Origin of the sequence: Spirillospora sp. CA-128828 (assembly GCF_050945415.1) — a bacterium.
Classification (GTDB): domain Bacteria; phylum Actinomycetota; class Actinomycetes; order Streptosporangiales; family Streptosporangiaceae; genus Spirillospora.
In genome coordinates, this window is sequence record NZ_CP191986.1 from 5,486,316 (window position 1) to 5,499,216 (window position 12,901).

The window sequence follows — 12,901 nt, forward strand, 5'->3', positions numbered from 1 at the left end:
TCGCACGGTCAGGCCCCGCCGTCGAGCCGGGCCGCCGCCGTGCCGGCAACGACCTCGACACCGTCCTGGTTGACGGTGCGGAGGGACACCTCGGCCACCGGACCGTGATCTTCGGCGGCGATGTCCTCGACGGTCGCGGTGACGGTCAGCGTGTCGCCGGGCCACACCTGGGCCTTGAAACGGACGCCGAACCGCAGCAGGTTCTCCCTGCCGAACCATTCGGTGATCACGCGGCCGGTCATGCCCATCGTCAGCATCCCGTGGGCGAACACTCCCGGGTAACCGGCGCTCGCGACCGCGAACTCCTGGTCGGTGTGCAGCGGGTTGAAGTCGCCGGACGCCCCGGCGTACTGCACGATCCGCGTGCGCTTCAGATCCTCGACGACGACGTGTTCACGGGTCTCGCCGATCTTGATCTCATCCCTCGGAACAGCCATCAGGTCTCTTCCCTTCCACCGCGGGCCGAAGGCCCGGACACCGGCGCCTCGGGCACCACGCCCACCGAACGCGCGGTGACCACGAGACCGCCTTCGGCGTCCCGGTACTCGGTGATCGTCTCGGTGAAGCGCAGCAGCCCGGCCCGGCCCTTCTTCTCCCAGCTGCGTCCCGGCCTGGTCTCGGCCGTCAGGACATCGCCCGCGTGCACGGGCCGGTGGTACTCGAAGTGCTGCTCGGCGTGCAGGCCACCGCCGCCCTCCCTGGCCGTCCCCGGACCCGCGCCGGAACCGAACCACTCCTCGCCGGGCTTGGGCCGCAGGGGGTAGTCGTCATCGAAGTGCGCCGAACTCATGACGAAGGTCGGCGGCGCGACCGCATGCCGGTGCGGGTCGGCGAGGGCGGCCAGGTAGGCCGGATCGTCGTCGCCGATCGCGCGAGCGAACGTGAGCATCTGCCCGGGTTCGACCGGGAGCCTGATCATCGCCATGCGTCTGGTCCTTTCACGATCGGCCGCACCGGGCCGCCATCCGTTGTCACCGGAAGCATCTATGAATCATTTAGCTATATACACTAATCTATCGTCAACCTGCCTGGTCTGCCGCGGTGCAGGCCGGTCCCCCGTCCGTCCCGGAGGCAGCCAGATGCGTCGAACGATCTTCACTGCGGAACACGACCTGTTCCGCGAGACCGCCCACGCGTACTTCGAGCGCGAGTGTGCCCCGTACGCCGACGAGTGGGAGCGCGCGGGCCAGGTCAGCCGGGATGCATGGACGGCCGCGGGCAAGGCCGGGCTGATCGGCTGGGAGTTCCCCGAGGAGTACGGCGGGCAGGGCGTCCGGGACTTCCGCTACAACGCGATCATGGCCGAGGAGATGGCCGCGACCGGTTCGGTCGGGATCGGGCTGGGCCTGCAGAACGACGTCATCCCCCCGTACCTGATGAACCTCACCACCGACGAGCAGAAGGCCCGCTGGCTGCCCGGCGTGGTCCGGGGCGAGACCATCTGCGCGCTCGCCCTCTCCGAGCCGGGTGCCGGATCGGATCTGAAGAGCATCCGCACCACCGCCCGCCGGGACGGCGACGAGTGGGTGGTCGACGGCTCCAAGACGTTCATCACCAACGGGATCCTCGCGGACCTGGTGGTGGTCGCCTGCAAGACCGATCCCGAAGCCGGGCACAAGGGCATCAGCCTGATCGTCGTGGAGCGCGGCGCCGAGGGGTTCGAACGCGGCCGCAAGCTCGACAAGGTCGGCATGAAGGCGCAGGACACCGCCGAGCTGTTCTTCCGGGGCGTCCGGGTGCCGGCGGAGAACCTGATCGGGCAGGAGGGCCGCGGCTTCTACCACATGATGGGGAACCTGCCCACCGAGCGCCTGGCCATCGCCGTCTCCTCGCTCGCGGCGGCCGAACGCGCGTTCACGATCGCGCTGGAGTACGCGGGCGAGCGGACCGCCTTCGGTCAGCCGATCGGCAGCTTCCAGGCCACCCGGTTCGCGCTCGCCGACGCGCGCGCGAAGCTCGACGCCGCCCGCGTCTACGTCGACGGCTGCACCATGGCCCTGGTGGAGGGGCACCTGACCGCCGAGGACGCCGCCGCCGCCAAGTACTGGACGTCAGAGACCGCCTGGGCGGTCATCGACCGCTGCATGCAACTCTTCGGCGGCTACGGCTACGTCAACGAGTACGAGATCGCCCGCATCTGGCGCGACAACCGCGTCCAGCGCGTGTTCGGCGGCACGTCGGAGATCATGCAGGAGATCGTCGGCCGCTCGCTGGGCCTCTGACCACCCGGTACGCCAGGAGGCGAGCCCATGCCGAAGACCGGAGACCCGGCGCCTTTGACCATCGCGCACCGTCCGGCGGACGAGGAGGAATCCCTCTGGGAGACGACGGTCGGCGACCTGCTCCGCGACACGGCCGCCCGGCATGGGGACCGCGCCGCCCTGCTGTGGCCGGAGGGGGACGGGCTCGGGGAGATGACCTGGCGGGAGCTGCTGGAGTCGGCCGAGCGCGCGGCCGGGCTCATCCTCGGCCTGGTCTCCACCGGCGACCCCGTCGCCGTCTGGTCGGCGAACTCGGCCGACTGGGTCGTGCTGGAGTACGGGGCCGCACTGGCCGGCACGCCGCTGGTCCCGATCAACACCGCCCTCACCGACGCCGAGGCCGCCTACCAGCTCCGCGACTCCGGTGCCCGGCTGCTCCTGGCGCCCGAGACCTTCCGCGGGAAGGCGCTGCGGGAACGGGCCCGCGCGCTCACGGCGGATCTTCCGGCCCCGTGCCCGGTCCTCGGCACCGACGCCTGGCGTTCCGCTCCGCGGCCGGGGGATCTGCCCTCGCCGGAGCCCGGCTCGCCGTTCCTCATCCAGTACACCTCCGGCACGACCGGAACCCCCAAGGGAGCCGTCCTCAGCCACCTGGCCTGCGTGAACAGCGGCCGTTTCGGCATGGCCGCGCTGCACGAGCCGGGCGTCCACGAGATCTACTGCAGTCCGCTGCCGCTCAACCACGTCGGCGCCTCGGTCTGCGCCGTGCTCGCCACCGCTTCCGTCGGCGGCACCCACGTCCTGGCCCCGTCGTTCGACGCCACGACCGTCCTGCGGCTGGTCGAGCGGTCGCGGGCCACGATCCTCGGGCTCGTCCCCACGATGATGACCGACATCCTGGCCGGCCCGGACCTCCGTGCCCGCGACCTGAGCAGCCTGCGCGTGGTCTGCGGCGGAGGGGCCACCATGCCGCCCGAGCTCGTCCGGCGCTTCGAAACCGAACTCGGGGCGCGGCTGGAGATCGCCTACGGGCAGTCCGAGAGCCCGTACGCGACGTCCACGGGCCTGTCCGACGACCTCGACTCCCTCCCGCTGACCGCCTCGGGCAAGATCCGCAAGCACGTCCTGCGGGACGGCCTGCCGAGTCCTTCGGAACCGGGGTCGCCCCCGCCGGCCGGGGAGGGCTCAGAGCAGGTCGGCGGCTAGGTTGGCGACGTTGGTGAGCAGGGCCTTCCCCCGGCGTGAAAGGTCGTAGCCGGCCAGCGGGAAGCCGTTGCACAGCCAGGCGAACGACAGGCCAGTCTCGGGGTCCATAAAGGCCAACTGGTAGGCGGCCCCGCTGTTGCCGTAGAGGGCGGGCGAGCCGGTCGAGGGCAGGTTGCCCCCGGCGTCGGGGCCGGCGACCGTTACGAACAAGCCCATCCCGACACGTTTGCTGCCGCCACCGTAAAGCTCGTCTCCCGCGGGACGCTCGGCGAAGCGCATCCGCCTGCCCTCTTCGACCGCTTCGCGCCGCCACAGCCCGGAGTGCTCCAGGGCCTGGTAGAACAGCGCGACGTCTGCGGCCGTGCCCACGATGGAGTGGCTGGGTTCGCCCGCGGCGAGTACTTCAGGGTCGGACAGGTACCAGGCGCCCCAGGGGTCGGCCCCCTGGTCCTCGCTGGTGCGGTCGGTGGCGATCATCGGGGCGACGGTGTCCTTCTGGCGCTCGACCGGCACCCCCAGTTCCAGACTGCGAAGCCCGAGCGGGCCGGTGACCTGCTCATGCAGGTAGTCGGCGAACGGCCGGCCCGTCCGCCGTTCCACGATCTCGGCGATCAGCCACGCGGCCGAGGTCAGGTGGAACTGGAACCGGGTGCCGGGCGGGTGGTCCAGCCGCCACCGGCCGAACGCGGCGAGCCGCCGCTCGCGGTCGCACATCTTCGGGTAGCCGAGCGGCGCGAACGGGAAGCCGGCGGTGTGGGTGAGGACCTGTTCGACCGTCACCGCCTCCTTCCCGTTCGGCGCGAACTCGGGAATGATCTCGGCGATGCGCTCGTCGAGGCGCAGATGCCCCTCCCCCAGCAGTTTCCACACCACGCCCGCCACCACCGACCGGCCCACGGACTGCAGGATGTACCGCGTGCCGGGATCGGCGTCGCCCCAGGTCTCGAAGGCGACCAGCCGTCCCTCCCGGGCGACGGCCAGCTGGGCCGAGGGCAGCGACCCGTGCTCGACCTCCAGCCTGACCCGGCGCAACAGCACCTCCAGCCTGCCGGGATCGACCCCGGCGGCCAGCGGGCCGACGATCGAAGGGTCCATCGGATCGATCATGATCCACCTCCCCTGGTGGCCTTTTCGGCGAGCCGGCCCGGCGGGACCGATCCGCCCCGGGCCCGGACGGTCAGTAGGTACGCAGGCCCATGCTGCGGGCGATCCCGTTGCGCTGGATCTGGCTGGTCCCGCCCGAGATCGTGGCGACGATCGACTCCCGGTAGCGGAAGCTCATGACGCTCTCCGTCGAGAACCCGTGCCCGGCGCAGACCTGCATGCCCAGCCGCGCCGCGCTGACGTAGGTCTCCGACCCCTTCAGCTTCGCCATGGACCCCTCGCGGGTGCAGGGTCTGCCCTGCGCGAGGAGCCAGGCGGCCCGGTAGGCGAGCAGGCGGGCGGAGTCGATCTCGGTCTGCAGGTCGGCCATGGCGTGGCCCAGGGACTGGAAGTTGCCGATCGGCCGTCCGAACGCGTGCCGTTCGCGGGAGTACTCCAGCATCTCGTCCAGCGTGGCCTGTGCCGCGCCGAGGTAGCCGCCGGAGATGATGACCTTCTCCAGCTCGATGTTGGAGAGCATCACCTTCCAACCCTCGCCCGGCGGCCCCACCAGGTTCTCCTTCGGAACGATCGTGTCGTTGAAGAAGACCTCGTTGGTGCCGAGGATGTGCCGGGCGAGCGTGGGCGTGCGCCTGACCTCGACGCCTTCGGCCGCGGGGTCGACGAGCAGCAGGCTGATCCCGCCGTGCTTGGGCTCGCGCGGGCCGGTGCGGACGTAGGTCGCGATCGTGGTGTCCGGCAGCCCGCCCCCGGTGCACCACGCCTTCTGCCCGTTGACCAGGTAGTGGTCCCCCCGGTCTTCGGCCTGGGTGCGGAGCGCCGCCGCGTCCGAGCCGGTGTCGGGCTCGCTGAGCCCGACCGCGAGCCGGTGGCGGCCGGTCATGACCTGTTCGCGGATGAAGGCCCGCTGCGCCTCGCCACCCCAGCGGAACACCGTCAGCCCGGGGATCAGCACGCCGATGTAGCACATCGCGACATCGAAGCTCGCCCGTCCCAGTTCCTCGGCGATGAGGATCAGCTCCAGCGGTCCTCCGCCGTCGCCGCCGTCCTCCTCGGCGAAGGGAAGAGCAAACCAGCCGAGCTCCGCCATGCCCTTGAACAGCTCCGGAGGCACGGTCGACCGCTCGTCCCACTCCTTGGCCCGCTCGGCCGGGCAGACGTCCGCGACGAACTCGCGTGCGGTCGCACGCAGCAGCTCCTGCTCATCGGTCAGGGCGAAGTCCACGATGCACCCACCTCGGCTCCACTAAGAGTTAATTTAGTTAGATTATTCTATGAGATGCGTGAGCTGCAAGCCGGTGGACCGGCGACGGCGGGATGCGGTTCAGCGCACGGCGCGCTCGCCCATCCCGTCGGCGTTGGGCGCGGCCTTGGCCACCAGCTCCGGCACGACACCGGTCAGGGTCGCGGGCTCCCACCGGTCCGCGGAATCGGCCGACGGGCCGTTGACCCAGCCTTCGAGCACCGTGATCCGGTTTCCCATCGCGCCGAACACCCGGCCAGTCACGTCCCTGGACGCGGCCGAGCCCAGCCACACCACCAGCGGCGAGATCGCCTCCGGGCTCAGGTCGGCCTTCGCCGCCGCGTCCCGCATGAACTCGATATCCTCCGTCAGCCTGGTCAGCGCCGTGGGCGCCACCGCGTTGACCGTGACGCCGTAGCGGTTCAGCTCGGCGGCGGCGATGATCGTCAGACTCGCGATCCCCGCCTTCGCGGCACCGTAGTTGCCCTGGCCCACGCTGCCGAACAACCCCGAAGGAGATGTCGTGTTTATGACCCGGGCGTCCACCGCCCGGCCGCTCTTAGCCTGCTCACGCCAGTACGCGGCAGCATGGTGCAGGGTCGCGAAGGTGCCCTTGAGGTGGACCGCGAGCACACTGTCCCAGTCGCGTTCGGTCATCGACACGACCATCCGGTCACGCAGGATGCCGGCATTGTTGACCAGGACGTCCAGGCCGCCGAAGGTCTCCGCGGCCTGGGCGACCAGCCGCCGCGCGCCGTCCCAGGACGAGATGTCGTCGGTGTTGGCCGCGGCCTCCCCGCCGGCGGCGACGATCTCGTCGGCCACCTGCTGCGCCGGACCGCTGGAGGCACCGTCACCGTCACGGCTCCCACCGAGGTCGTTCACGACCACCTTGGCACCCTGGGCGGCGAACGCCAGCGCGTGCGCCCGCCCGAGCCCGTTCCCGGCGCCCGTGATCACGACGACGCGTCCCTCGCACAGTTTCTTCTCGGACATGCACTGGCTCCTAAGATGGTGAATGCTCCGCTCACGGCCGTCCCGTGAGCCCCTCGACCGCCGGGTCGCCGTCCCAGAAGAGCGCCCAGGACGGGAATCCGGCGGGCAGCGGAGGCTCGGCGGCCCCGTCCCAGCCGGTGAACCCCACCGCCTGGGGACGTTCGGTCACGTCGGCGGCGTACCAGTGCTTCTCCCTGCGCCGGGAGAAGTACCACTCGCCGTCGACCCGGACGTAGTCGTCCAGGTAACAGATCGCCATCACGATCCACCGGTCGCCGACCTCGTGCTCGGCCCGGCAGTAGACGGCGCCCGTGGCGTGGTCGCGATCGGTGAACTCGATGCGGTGCCCGCAGATCTGGTGCACCGAGCGGTAGAACCCGCGGACGAGGGGCTCGATGTACGCGCGCAGTGCCGCCCGGCCGGTCCCCCGCCGGCCCATGTCCACGTCCGGGCGGAAACAGGCGACCCACGCGTCCAGATCCCTGGAGTCGACCGCGATCGCATAGCGGATGGGCAGCTGCCCGATGGCCTGATGCGACTCGATCCGGTCGAGCCGCTCCAGGAGACCGGGCCCGGCCGGGGACGGCGCGGACCCGGATCCGGCCCCGCTCACACCGGTCTCGGATCTCTCGGGAGCCCGAGCACCTGCTCACCGATGATGTTGCGCTGCACCTCGCTCGCTCCGCCGTAGATGGTCTCGGCGAGCGAGATCAGGAACGTGCGCTGCCGAGTGTCCAGGCCGTACCCGTCCCCGACGATCTGCCCGGACGCCCCCGCGATCTCCATCGCGAGGTGCCCGAGCCGCTGGTGGTTGGTCGAGGCGTACAGCTTGGCCGTCGTCGCCTGCGGGCCCGGGGTGCGCCCCCGCAGCAGCTCGGACACCGTGCGCAGGTTGGTGGTGCGCATGATCCGCACCGACATCCACGCGTCCAGCAGCGAGCGCCGATGCATCGGATCGGTCAGCGCGCCGCGCTCGCGGGCGAGTTCCAGCAGCGCGTCCATCTCGCGCTCGTAGGTGAGCTGCAGCGGCAGGAGCGTGGCGCCCCGCTCGATGCCGAGCGTGCCCATCGCGGTCCGCCATCCCTGGCCCACGTCGCCGACGACCATGTCGGCCCGTGTCCGGGCGTCGGTGAAGAAGACCTCCGCGAACTCGTCCTGCCCGGCCAGCGAGCGGATGGGACGGACCTCGACGCCCGGCTGGTCGGCCGGGATGAGCAGCATGCTGAGACCCTTGCTCCGCCTGGAGTCGGGGTCCGTCCGGCACAGGACGTACAACCAGTCGGCGTGCATGCCGAAGGTGGTCCACACCTTCTGGCCGCTCACGACCCAATCGTCCCCGTCCAGCTCGGCACGGGTGCGCACGGACGCCAGGTCCGATCCCGCACCGGGCTCGCTGAACCCCTGGCCCCACAGTTCCTCGACGGCCAGGATGCGCGGGATGAAACGCCGCTTCTGCTCCTCGCTGCCCATCGCGAGCAGCATGGGGCCGAGCAGGTCGAGGGCGCTGCCGGTGGCCCGGTAGGGGGCCCCGGACCGCGCGTACTCGTACTCGAAGACGATCTCTTCCAGCAGGCCCAGACCGCGTCCGCCGTACTCCCGCGGCCAGCCGACGCCCAGCCAGCCCCCGGCCGCCAGCTCCCGGTCCCAGGCGAGCCGGACCTCCCATGCCTCACCGTCCGTGGGGCCTCCCACACCGCGGTGCGCGGCGAACTCGCCGACCAGGTGCTCGGCCAGCCAGGTACGCACCTCCGCACGGAAGTCCTCGACCTCCGCGCCGAACCGCAACTCCATCATCGATTCCTCCTCTGGACCGCGCCGGGCCCCGCGTGCCACGCGGTCACAGCCCCAGCGCCGAGGCCAGGAGCTCGCGGTGGTGGGCGGGCGAGCCCAGGAGGGTCTCGGCGCTCTTCGCCCGCTTGAAGTACAGGTGTGCCGGGTGCTCCCAGGTGAAGCCGATGGCACCGTGGACCTGGATGCTGCCGCCCGCCACCCGCGTGAAGACCTCCGAGCAGCAGACCTGGGCCAGGGCCGCCGCGACGCGGATCTCCTGCTCGTCGGACGACTGGAGGGCCCACAGTCCGCCGTATGCGGCCGACCGGGCCGACTCCAGCTCGGTCAGAAGGTCGGCGCACAGGTGCTTGATGCCCTGGAACGACCCGATCGGGCGGCCGTACTGCACCCTGGCCTTGGCGTACTCGACCGCCGTCGCGAGCGTGGCCGCCGCACCGCCGACCTGTTCGGCGGCCAGCAGGATCCCCGCCGTGGCGAGGGTGCGCTCGACCACCGGCCACGCCGTCCCGGCCTGCCCGATCAGCCGCGCGGGCGTGCCGGCGAACTCCAGCCGGGCCTGCTCGCGGGTCTGGTCCAGGGTCGGCAGCCGGGTCCTGGTGAGGCCGGGCGCGGCGGCGTCGACCGCGAAGAGGCTGATGCCGTCCTCGCCGCGCGCGACGACCAGTAGCAGGTCGGCGAGATGGCCGTCCGGCACGTACGTCTTGAGGCCCGACAGCGCCCAGCCGTCATCGGCCCGCGCAGCGGTGAGGCGGACGCCGTCCTCGGTCCAGTGTCCGTCCTCCTCGGTCAACGCGAGGGTCGCCACGGTGGTCCCGGCGCAGATCCCCGGGAGCAGGTCCTTGGCGGCCAGGTCGTCACCGCTGCGCAGCAGCGCCTCGGCGGCCAGGGCGACCGAGGCGAAGTACGGTGCGCACAGCAGCGCCCGGCCCATCTCCTCGAAGACGATCCCGAGTTCGGCGTACCCGAAGCCCGCGCCGCCGTACTCCTCCGGGACGGCGAGCCCCTGGAGCCCGAGCTCGCCGGCCATGCGCCCCCACACCTGGGGGTCGTGGCCCTGCCCGCCTTCGGAGATCCGGCGCACGTCGGCCTCGGCCGAATGCGCCGCGAGGAAGGAGCGCACGACCTCGCGCAGTTCCTCCTGCTCCTCGCTGAAGCTGAAGTCCATGGTCATCTTCCTTGTCTCGGCACCGGTCACCGGCCCTGGAACTCGGGCTCCCGCCGTTCTCGGAACGCCTTCAGGCCCTCCTCGCGGTCGAGCGTGGTGAACAGCGCCGTCACGGTCTCCCGCTCGTACGCGATCGCAGGCCCCAGATCCATCGCGAGGCCGCGATCCACGAGGTGCTTGCCCGCCTCCAGGGCGCGCGGCGCGCCGGCCGCCAGCCGTCCGGCGAGTTCCAGCGCCGCGTCGAGCGCGCCACCGCGTTCGGCGAGTTCGTTGACCAGCCCCACCTCGTGGGCCCTCTCGGCGGTGATGGGCTCACCGGTGAGGATCATCTGCTTGGCGATCGCTGGCGGCGCGAGCCTGGGAAGGCGCTGGGTGCCCGCCGCTCCGGGCAGGACGCCCAGCTTCATCTCCGGCACGCCCAGCCGGGCGCCCGCCTCCGCGACCCGCAGGTCGCAGGCCAGGGCCAGTTCGAGCCCGCCGCCGAAGGCGAACCCGTGGACGGCGGCCACCGACGGCTTGGGATACTCCTCCAGCAGGCCGAACACATCGGTCGTCCGGTGGACGAACTCATGGAAGTCGTAGGGGCCGGCGCAGCCCTCGATCTCGTCCAGGTCCGCCCCGGCCGAGAAGGCGCGTCCCGAGCCGGCGATGACGAGCGCGCGGACGTCGTGTTCGCCGCGCAGCCGGTGCAGTTCGGACTCCAGCCTGTCGAGCAGGGGCGTCCCGATGGCGTTGAGCTTGCCGGGGCGGTTCAGGGTGAGGATGGCGACGCGGCCTCGCACCTCGGTGGTCAGGATCTCGGTGGTGAGTGTCTCGGGCATGCGGGCGTTCCTCACAGCATCGTCAGGCCGCCGCTGACCGACAGCGTCTGGCCGGTCATGTAGGCGGCGGCGTCCGTAGCGAGGAACGCCACGACCCCCGCGATCTCGGCGGGCTCGGCGGAGCGGCGAAGCGGTATCGCGCGGATCGTCGCGTCGTACATCTTCTGGCTGTAGTCGGCGACCTGCCCGAGCAGAGCGGTGTCGGTCGGGCCGGGGCAGACGGTGTTGACCGTGATGCCGTGCCGGGCGACCTCGCGGGCCAGCGCCTTGCCGAAGGCGATCACACCGCCCTTGGTGGCGGAATAGACGACCTCGCCGGACGAACCGACCCGGCCCGCGTCGGAGGCGATATTGATGATCTTCCCGCCGGACCGGGCGATCATGCCGTCGAGTACGGCGCGGGTCACGGTGATGGTGCCGCGGAGGTTGACCGAGATGATCCGGTCCCATTCCTCCTCGGTGCTGTCCACGAAGCTCTTCACCACGTCCACGGCCGCGTTGTTGACGAGGACATCGACCGGCCCGAGCGCGTCCGTGACGACGCTCACGGCGGAACGGACGGCGGCTCCGTCAGAGATGTCGGCGGCGACGCCGAAGGCGCGGACGCCGTGCCGCCCGGCCACTGCGGCGGCGCTCTTCTCGGCGGCGCCCGTGTCAACGTCGCACACCGCGACCGCCGCGCCGCGGGCGGCGAGCGCGTCGGCGATCGAGGCCCCGATGCCGCGGCCACCGCCGGTCACCATCGCGACCCTGCCCTGCAATTCCACATCTCCTCCTGACTACCCACCGAAAACAGTCTAATGATTTGACTATATTTGAGGGTCGGAGTGATCCTCCGGGACGAAGCACGGCAACGTGATGATGTCGTCGAGCGCGCGGAAGGAGACCCGCACCCGGGTTCCGATCGCCACCGAGTGCGGCTCCACGTCCACGACGTGGGAGAGCAGCGTTCCGCCGCCGTCGAGGTCGATCACCGCCAGGGCGAAGGGCACCTCGAAGCCAGGGCCGGGCGCCCGGTGCACGACCGTCACGGAGTAGACGCTCCCGCGCCCGCTGGACGGCTCGTAGCTCCAGTTCTCCGACATGCAACCCGGGCAGACGGGCTCGGGAACGAAGAAGCGCTCCCCGCAGTCGGCACAGCGCGGAATCCGCAGCTCTCCCCGGCGGGTCCCTTCCCAAAAGGGCTGGGTGAGCTGCGTCGGCACGGGCAGCGGCCGGTTCATCGGGCCTCCCCCAGCACGGCCATCTCGTAGTGCTGCGCACCCGAGCCCGCGTTGCCGACCACGGCGAGCCGCGCGTCCTCGATCTGGTGCACCGCCGTACCGCGCAGCTGCCGGACGGCCTCCACGACCTTGAGCGTCATCTGCTGGGTTCCGTTCCAGGCGTAGGACAGGCAGCCGCCGTCCGGGTTCACCGGATGCTTGCCGTCCAGGGCGATGGCCCCGCTCTCCGCGAGCGGTCCGCCCTCCCCCTCCGCGCAGACTCCCAGGGCCTCAAGCTGGCGGATGATCTCGAAGGAGTTGGGGTCGTACAGCGAGAAGACGTCGATGTCGTGCGCGTTGACCCCGGCCGTCCCGTAGGCGCGGGTCGAGGCGTCCCGGCCGATCTGCCCGACCTCCCGGTAGAGGGCCGGGTTGGCGTAGGCCGCCTGGTGGTACTCCATCCCCCCGCCCAGCACGGCCACCGGGGTGCACGGAAGGTCCCTGGCGCGCTCGGCGGTGGTCACCACGAACGCCGCGCCGCCCTCGCCGACGATGCAGCAGTCGAGGAGGTGGAACGGGGTGGCGACCATGCGGGAGGCGAGCACGTCCTCGGCGGTGTAGGGCCCTTTCCCGTGCATCATCGCCTCGGGGTTGGACGAGCCGTTGTTGCGGATCGTGGCCGCCACCTCGGCGAGCTGGCGGGAGGTGGTGCCGTACTCGTGCATGTGCCGCGCGGCGATCAGGGCGAACTGCGCGACGACGTAGGAGCCCCAGACGTCGGTGAACTCCAGGGGCGCGCCGGCGCCCACGGGCGCGTTCTCCGGCCCGCGCGACACCAGGCGGCAGCCGCCCACCGCGACGGTCTCTGCATAGCCCGCCGTGACCGCCGCGGCCGCCTTCAGCAAGCCGCGGGCACCGGCATTGTCCAGCATGGAGTCGCTGGTCCAGCGCAGGTCCCGGCCGAACAGGCGGGCCCAGGAGCTCCCCTCGCCCGCGACGCCGCCGGGGCCCGGCCAGTCGAGCTGGGCGCCGTCGATGTCCGCCGGGGTCAGTCCGGCATCGGAGATCGCCCCGCGCACCGCCTCCAGCGCCACATCCATCGCGGTCCGGTGCGGCAGCGACAGTGCCTGCTCCGTGGCGTGAACGCCGACGACCACGGCCTGGCGCGGCAT

General features: G+C 71.4%; 14 protein-coding genes. 2 read left to right on the forward strand and 12 right to left on the reverse strand.

Annotation, left to right across the window (positions count from 1 at the left end):
- Positions 1-8 precede the first annotated feature (8 nt).
- Both ACQPXG_RS26780 and ACQPXG_RS26785 read right to left on the reverse strand, forming a co-directional pair.
- Positions 9-437 (reverse strand): MaoC family dehydratase, encoded by a 429-nt coding sequence (locus tag ACQPXG_RS26780; RefSeq protein WP_433461868.1) that lies wholly within the window; start codon positions 435-437, stop codon positions 9-11.
- Positions 437-925: an FAS1-like dehydratase domain-containing protein gene (locus ACQPXG_RS26785; RefSeq protein ID WP_433461869.1), complete on the reverse strand. Its 489-nt coding sequence runs from the start codon at positions 923-925 to the stop codon at positions 437-439. Before ACQPXG_RS26785 ends, ACQPXG_RS26780 begins: the two co-directional genes overlap by 1 nt.
- 154 nt (positions 926-1,079) lie before the next feature.
- Between ACQPXG_RS26785 and ACQPXG_RS26790 the strand changes: the two genes are divergently transcribed.
- Together ACQPXG_RS26790 and ACQPXG_RS26795 are read left to right on the forward strand one after the other, a co-directional pair.
- Entirely contained in the window at positions 1,080-2,222 is a 1,143-nt protein-coding gene (locus ACQPXG_RS26790) for an acyl-CoA dehydrogenase family protein (protein ID WP_433461870.1), read from the forward strand.
- 27 nt (positions 2,223-2,249) lie between these two features.
- Positions 2,250-3,407 (forward strand): class I adenylate-forming enzyme family protein, encoded by a 1,158-nt coding sequence (locus tag ACQPXG_RS26795; RefSeq protein WP_433461871.1) that lies wholly within the window; start codon positions 2,250-2,252, stop codon positions 3,405-3,407.
- On the opposite strand, the gene ACQPXG_RS26800 is transcribed toward ACQPXG_RS26795, so the two are convergent.
- From ACQPXG_RS26800 to ACQPXG_RS26845, 10 genes are all read right to left on the reverse strand, one after another.
- The gene (locus tag ACQPXG_RS26800) at positions 3,387-4,514 is read right to left on the reverse strand and encodes a serine hydrolase domain-containing protein (RefSeq protein WP_433461872.1); all 1,128 of its coding nucleotides are present in this window, start codon (positions 4,512-4,514) and stop codon (positions 3,387-3,389) included. The genes ACQPXG_RS26795 and ACQPXG_RS26800 overlap by 21 nt on opposite strands.
- A 70-nt stretch (positions 4,515-4,584) precedes the next feature.
- Positions 4,585-5,736: an acyl-CoA dehydrogenase family protein gene (locus tag ACQPXG_RS26805; RefSeq protein WP_433461873.1), complete on the reverse strand. Its 1,152-nt coding sequence runs from the start codon at positions 5,734-5,736 to the stop codon at positions 4,585-4,587.
- A gap of 99 nt (positions 5,737-5,835) precedes the next feature.
- Entirely contained in the window at positions 5,836-6,750 is a 915-nt protein-coding gene (locus ACQPXG_RS26810) for an SDR family oxidoreductase (RefSeq protein ID WP_433461874.1), read from the reverse strand.
- A gap of 31 nt (positions 6,751-6,781) precedes the next feature.
- Entirely contained in the window at positions 6,782-7,363 is a 582-nt protein-coding gene (locus ACQPXG_RS26815; RefSeq protein ID WP_433461875.1) for a nuclear transport factor 2 family protein, read from the reverse strand.
- On the reverse strand, positions 7,360-8,544 hold the full coding sequence (locus ACQPXG_RS26820; protein WP_433461876.1) for an acyl-CoA dehydrogenase family protein: 1,185 nt from the start codon (positions 8,542-8,544) through the stop codon (positions 7,360-7,362). The genes ACQPXG_RS26815 and ACQPXG_RS26820 overlap by 4 nt, the downstream gene beginning before the upstream one ends.
- A gap of 43 nt (positions 8,545-8,587) precedes the next feature.
- A complete protein-coding gene (locus tag ACQPXG_RS26825) occupies positions 8,588-9,706 on the reverse strand; it encodes an acyl-CoA dehydrogenase family protein (protein ID WP_433461877.1) in 1,119 nt (372 codons plus the stop codon).
- A gap of 26 nt (positions 9,707-9,732) precedes the next feature.
- A complete protein-coding gene (locus ACQPXG_RS26830) occupies positions 9,733-10,527 on the reverse strand; it encodes an enoyl-CoA hydratase/isomerase family protein (protein WP_433461878.1) in 795 nt (264 codons plus the stop codon).
- 11 nt (positions 10,528-10,538) lie between these two features.
- Positions 10,539-11,294, reverse strand: coding sequence for a glucose 1-dehydrogenase (locus ACQPXG_RS26835; RefSeq protein WP_433461879.1), 756 nt, complete (start codon positions 11,292-11,294; stop codon positions 10,539-10,541).
- 42 nt (positions 11,295-11,336) lie between these two features.
- Positions 11,337-11,750 (reverse strand): Zn-ribbon domain-containing OB-fold protein, encoded by a 414-nt coding sequence (locus tag ACQPXG_RS26840; RefSeq protein ID WP_433461880.1) that lies wholly within the window; start codon positions 11,748-11,750, stop codon positions 11,337-11,339.
- Positions 11,747-12,901, reverse strand: a complete 1,155-nt coding sequence (locus ACQPXG_RS26845) for a thiolase family protein (RefSeq protein WP_433461881.1) — start codon at positions 12,899-12,901, stop codon at positions 11,747-11,749. The genes ACQPXG_RS26840 and ACQPXG_RS26845 overlap by 4 nt, the downstream gene beginning before the upstream one ends.

What these genes read in the sequence shown, in the direction of transcription:
- ACQPXG_RS26780 (WP_433461868.1), bottom strand. Translation starts at nt 437, where the DNA reads ATGGCTGTTCCGAGGGATGAGATCAAGATCGGCGAGACCCGTGAACAC.
- ACQPXG_RS26785 (WP_433461869.1), bottom strand. Translation starts at nt 925, where the DNA reads ATGGCGATGATCAGGCTCCCGGTCGAACCCGGGCAGATGCTCACGTTC.
- ACQPXG_RS26790 (WP_433461870.1), top strand. Translation starts at nt 1,080, where the DNA reads ATGCGTCGAACGATCTTCACTGCGGAACACGACCTGTTCCGCGAGACC.
- ACQPXG_RS26795 (WP_433461871.1), top strand. Translation starts at nt 2,250, where the DNA reads ATGCCGAAGACCGGAGACCCGGCGCCTTTGACCATCGCGCACCGTCCG.
- ACQPXG_RS26800 (WP_433461872.1), bottom strand. Translation starts at nt 4,514, where the DNA reads ATGATCGATCCGATGGACCCTTCGATCGTCGGCCCGCTGGCCGCCGGG.
- ACQPXG_RS26810 (WP_433461874.1), bottom strand. Translation starts at nt 6,750, where the DNA reads ATGTCCGAGAAGAAACTGTGCGAGGGACGCGTCGTCGTGATCACGGGC.
- ACQPXG_RS26820 (WP_433461876.1), bottom strand. Translation starts at nt 8,544, where the DNA reads ATGATGGAGTTGCGGTTCGGCGCGGAGGTCGAGGACTTCCGTGCGGAG.
- ACQPXG_RS26825 (WP_433461877.1), bottom strand. Translation starts at nt 9,706, where the DNA reads ATGGACTTCAGCTTCAGCGAGGAGCAGGAGGAACTGCGCGAGGTCGTG.
- ACQPXG_RS26830 (WP_433461878.1), bottom strand. Translation starts at nt 10,527, where the DNA reads ATGCCCGAGACACTCACCACCGAGATCCTGACCACCGAGGTGCGAGGC.
- ACQPXG_RS26840 (WP_433461880.1), bottom strand. Translation starts at nt 11,750, where the DNA reads ATGAACCGGCCGCTGCCCGTGCCGACGCAGCTCACCCAGCCCTTTTGG.
- ACQPXG_RS26845 (WP_433461881.1), bottom strand. Translation starts at nt 12,901, where the DNA reads ATGCCGCGCCAGGCCGTGGTCGTCGGCGTTCACGCCACGGAGCAGGCA.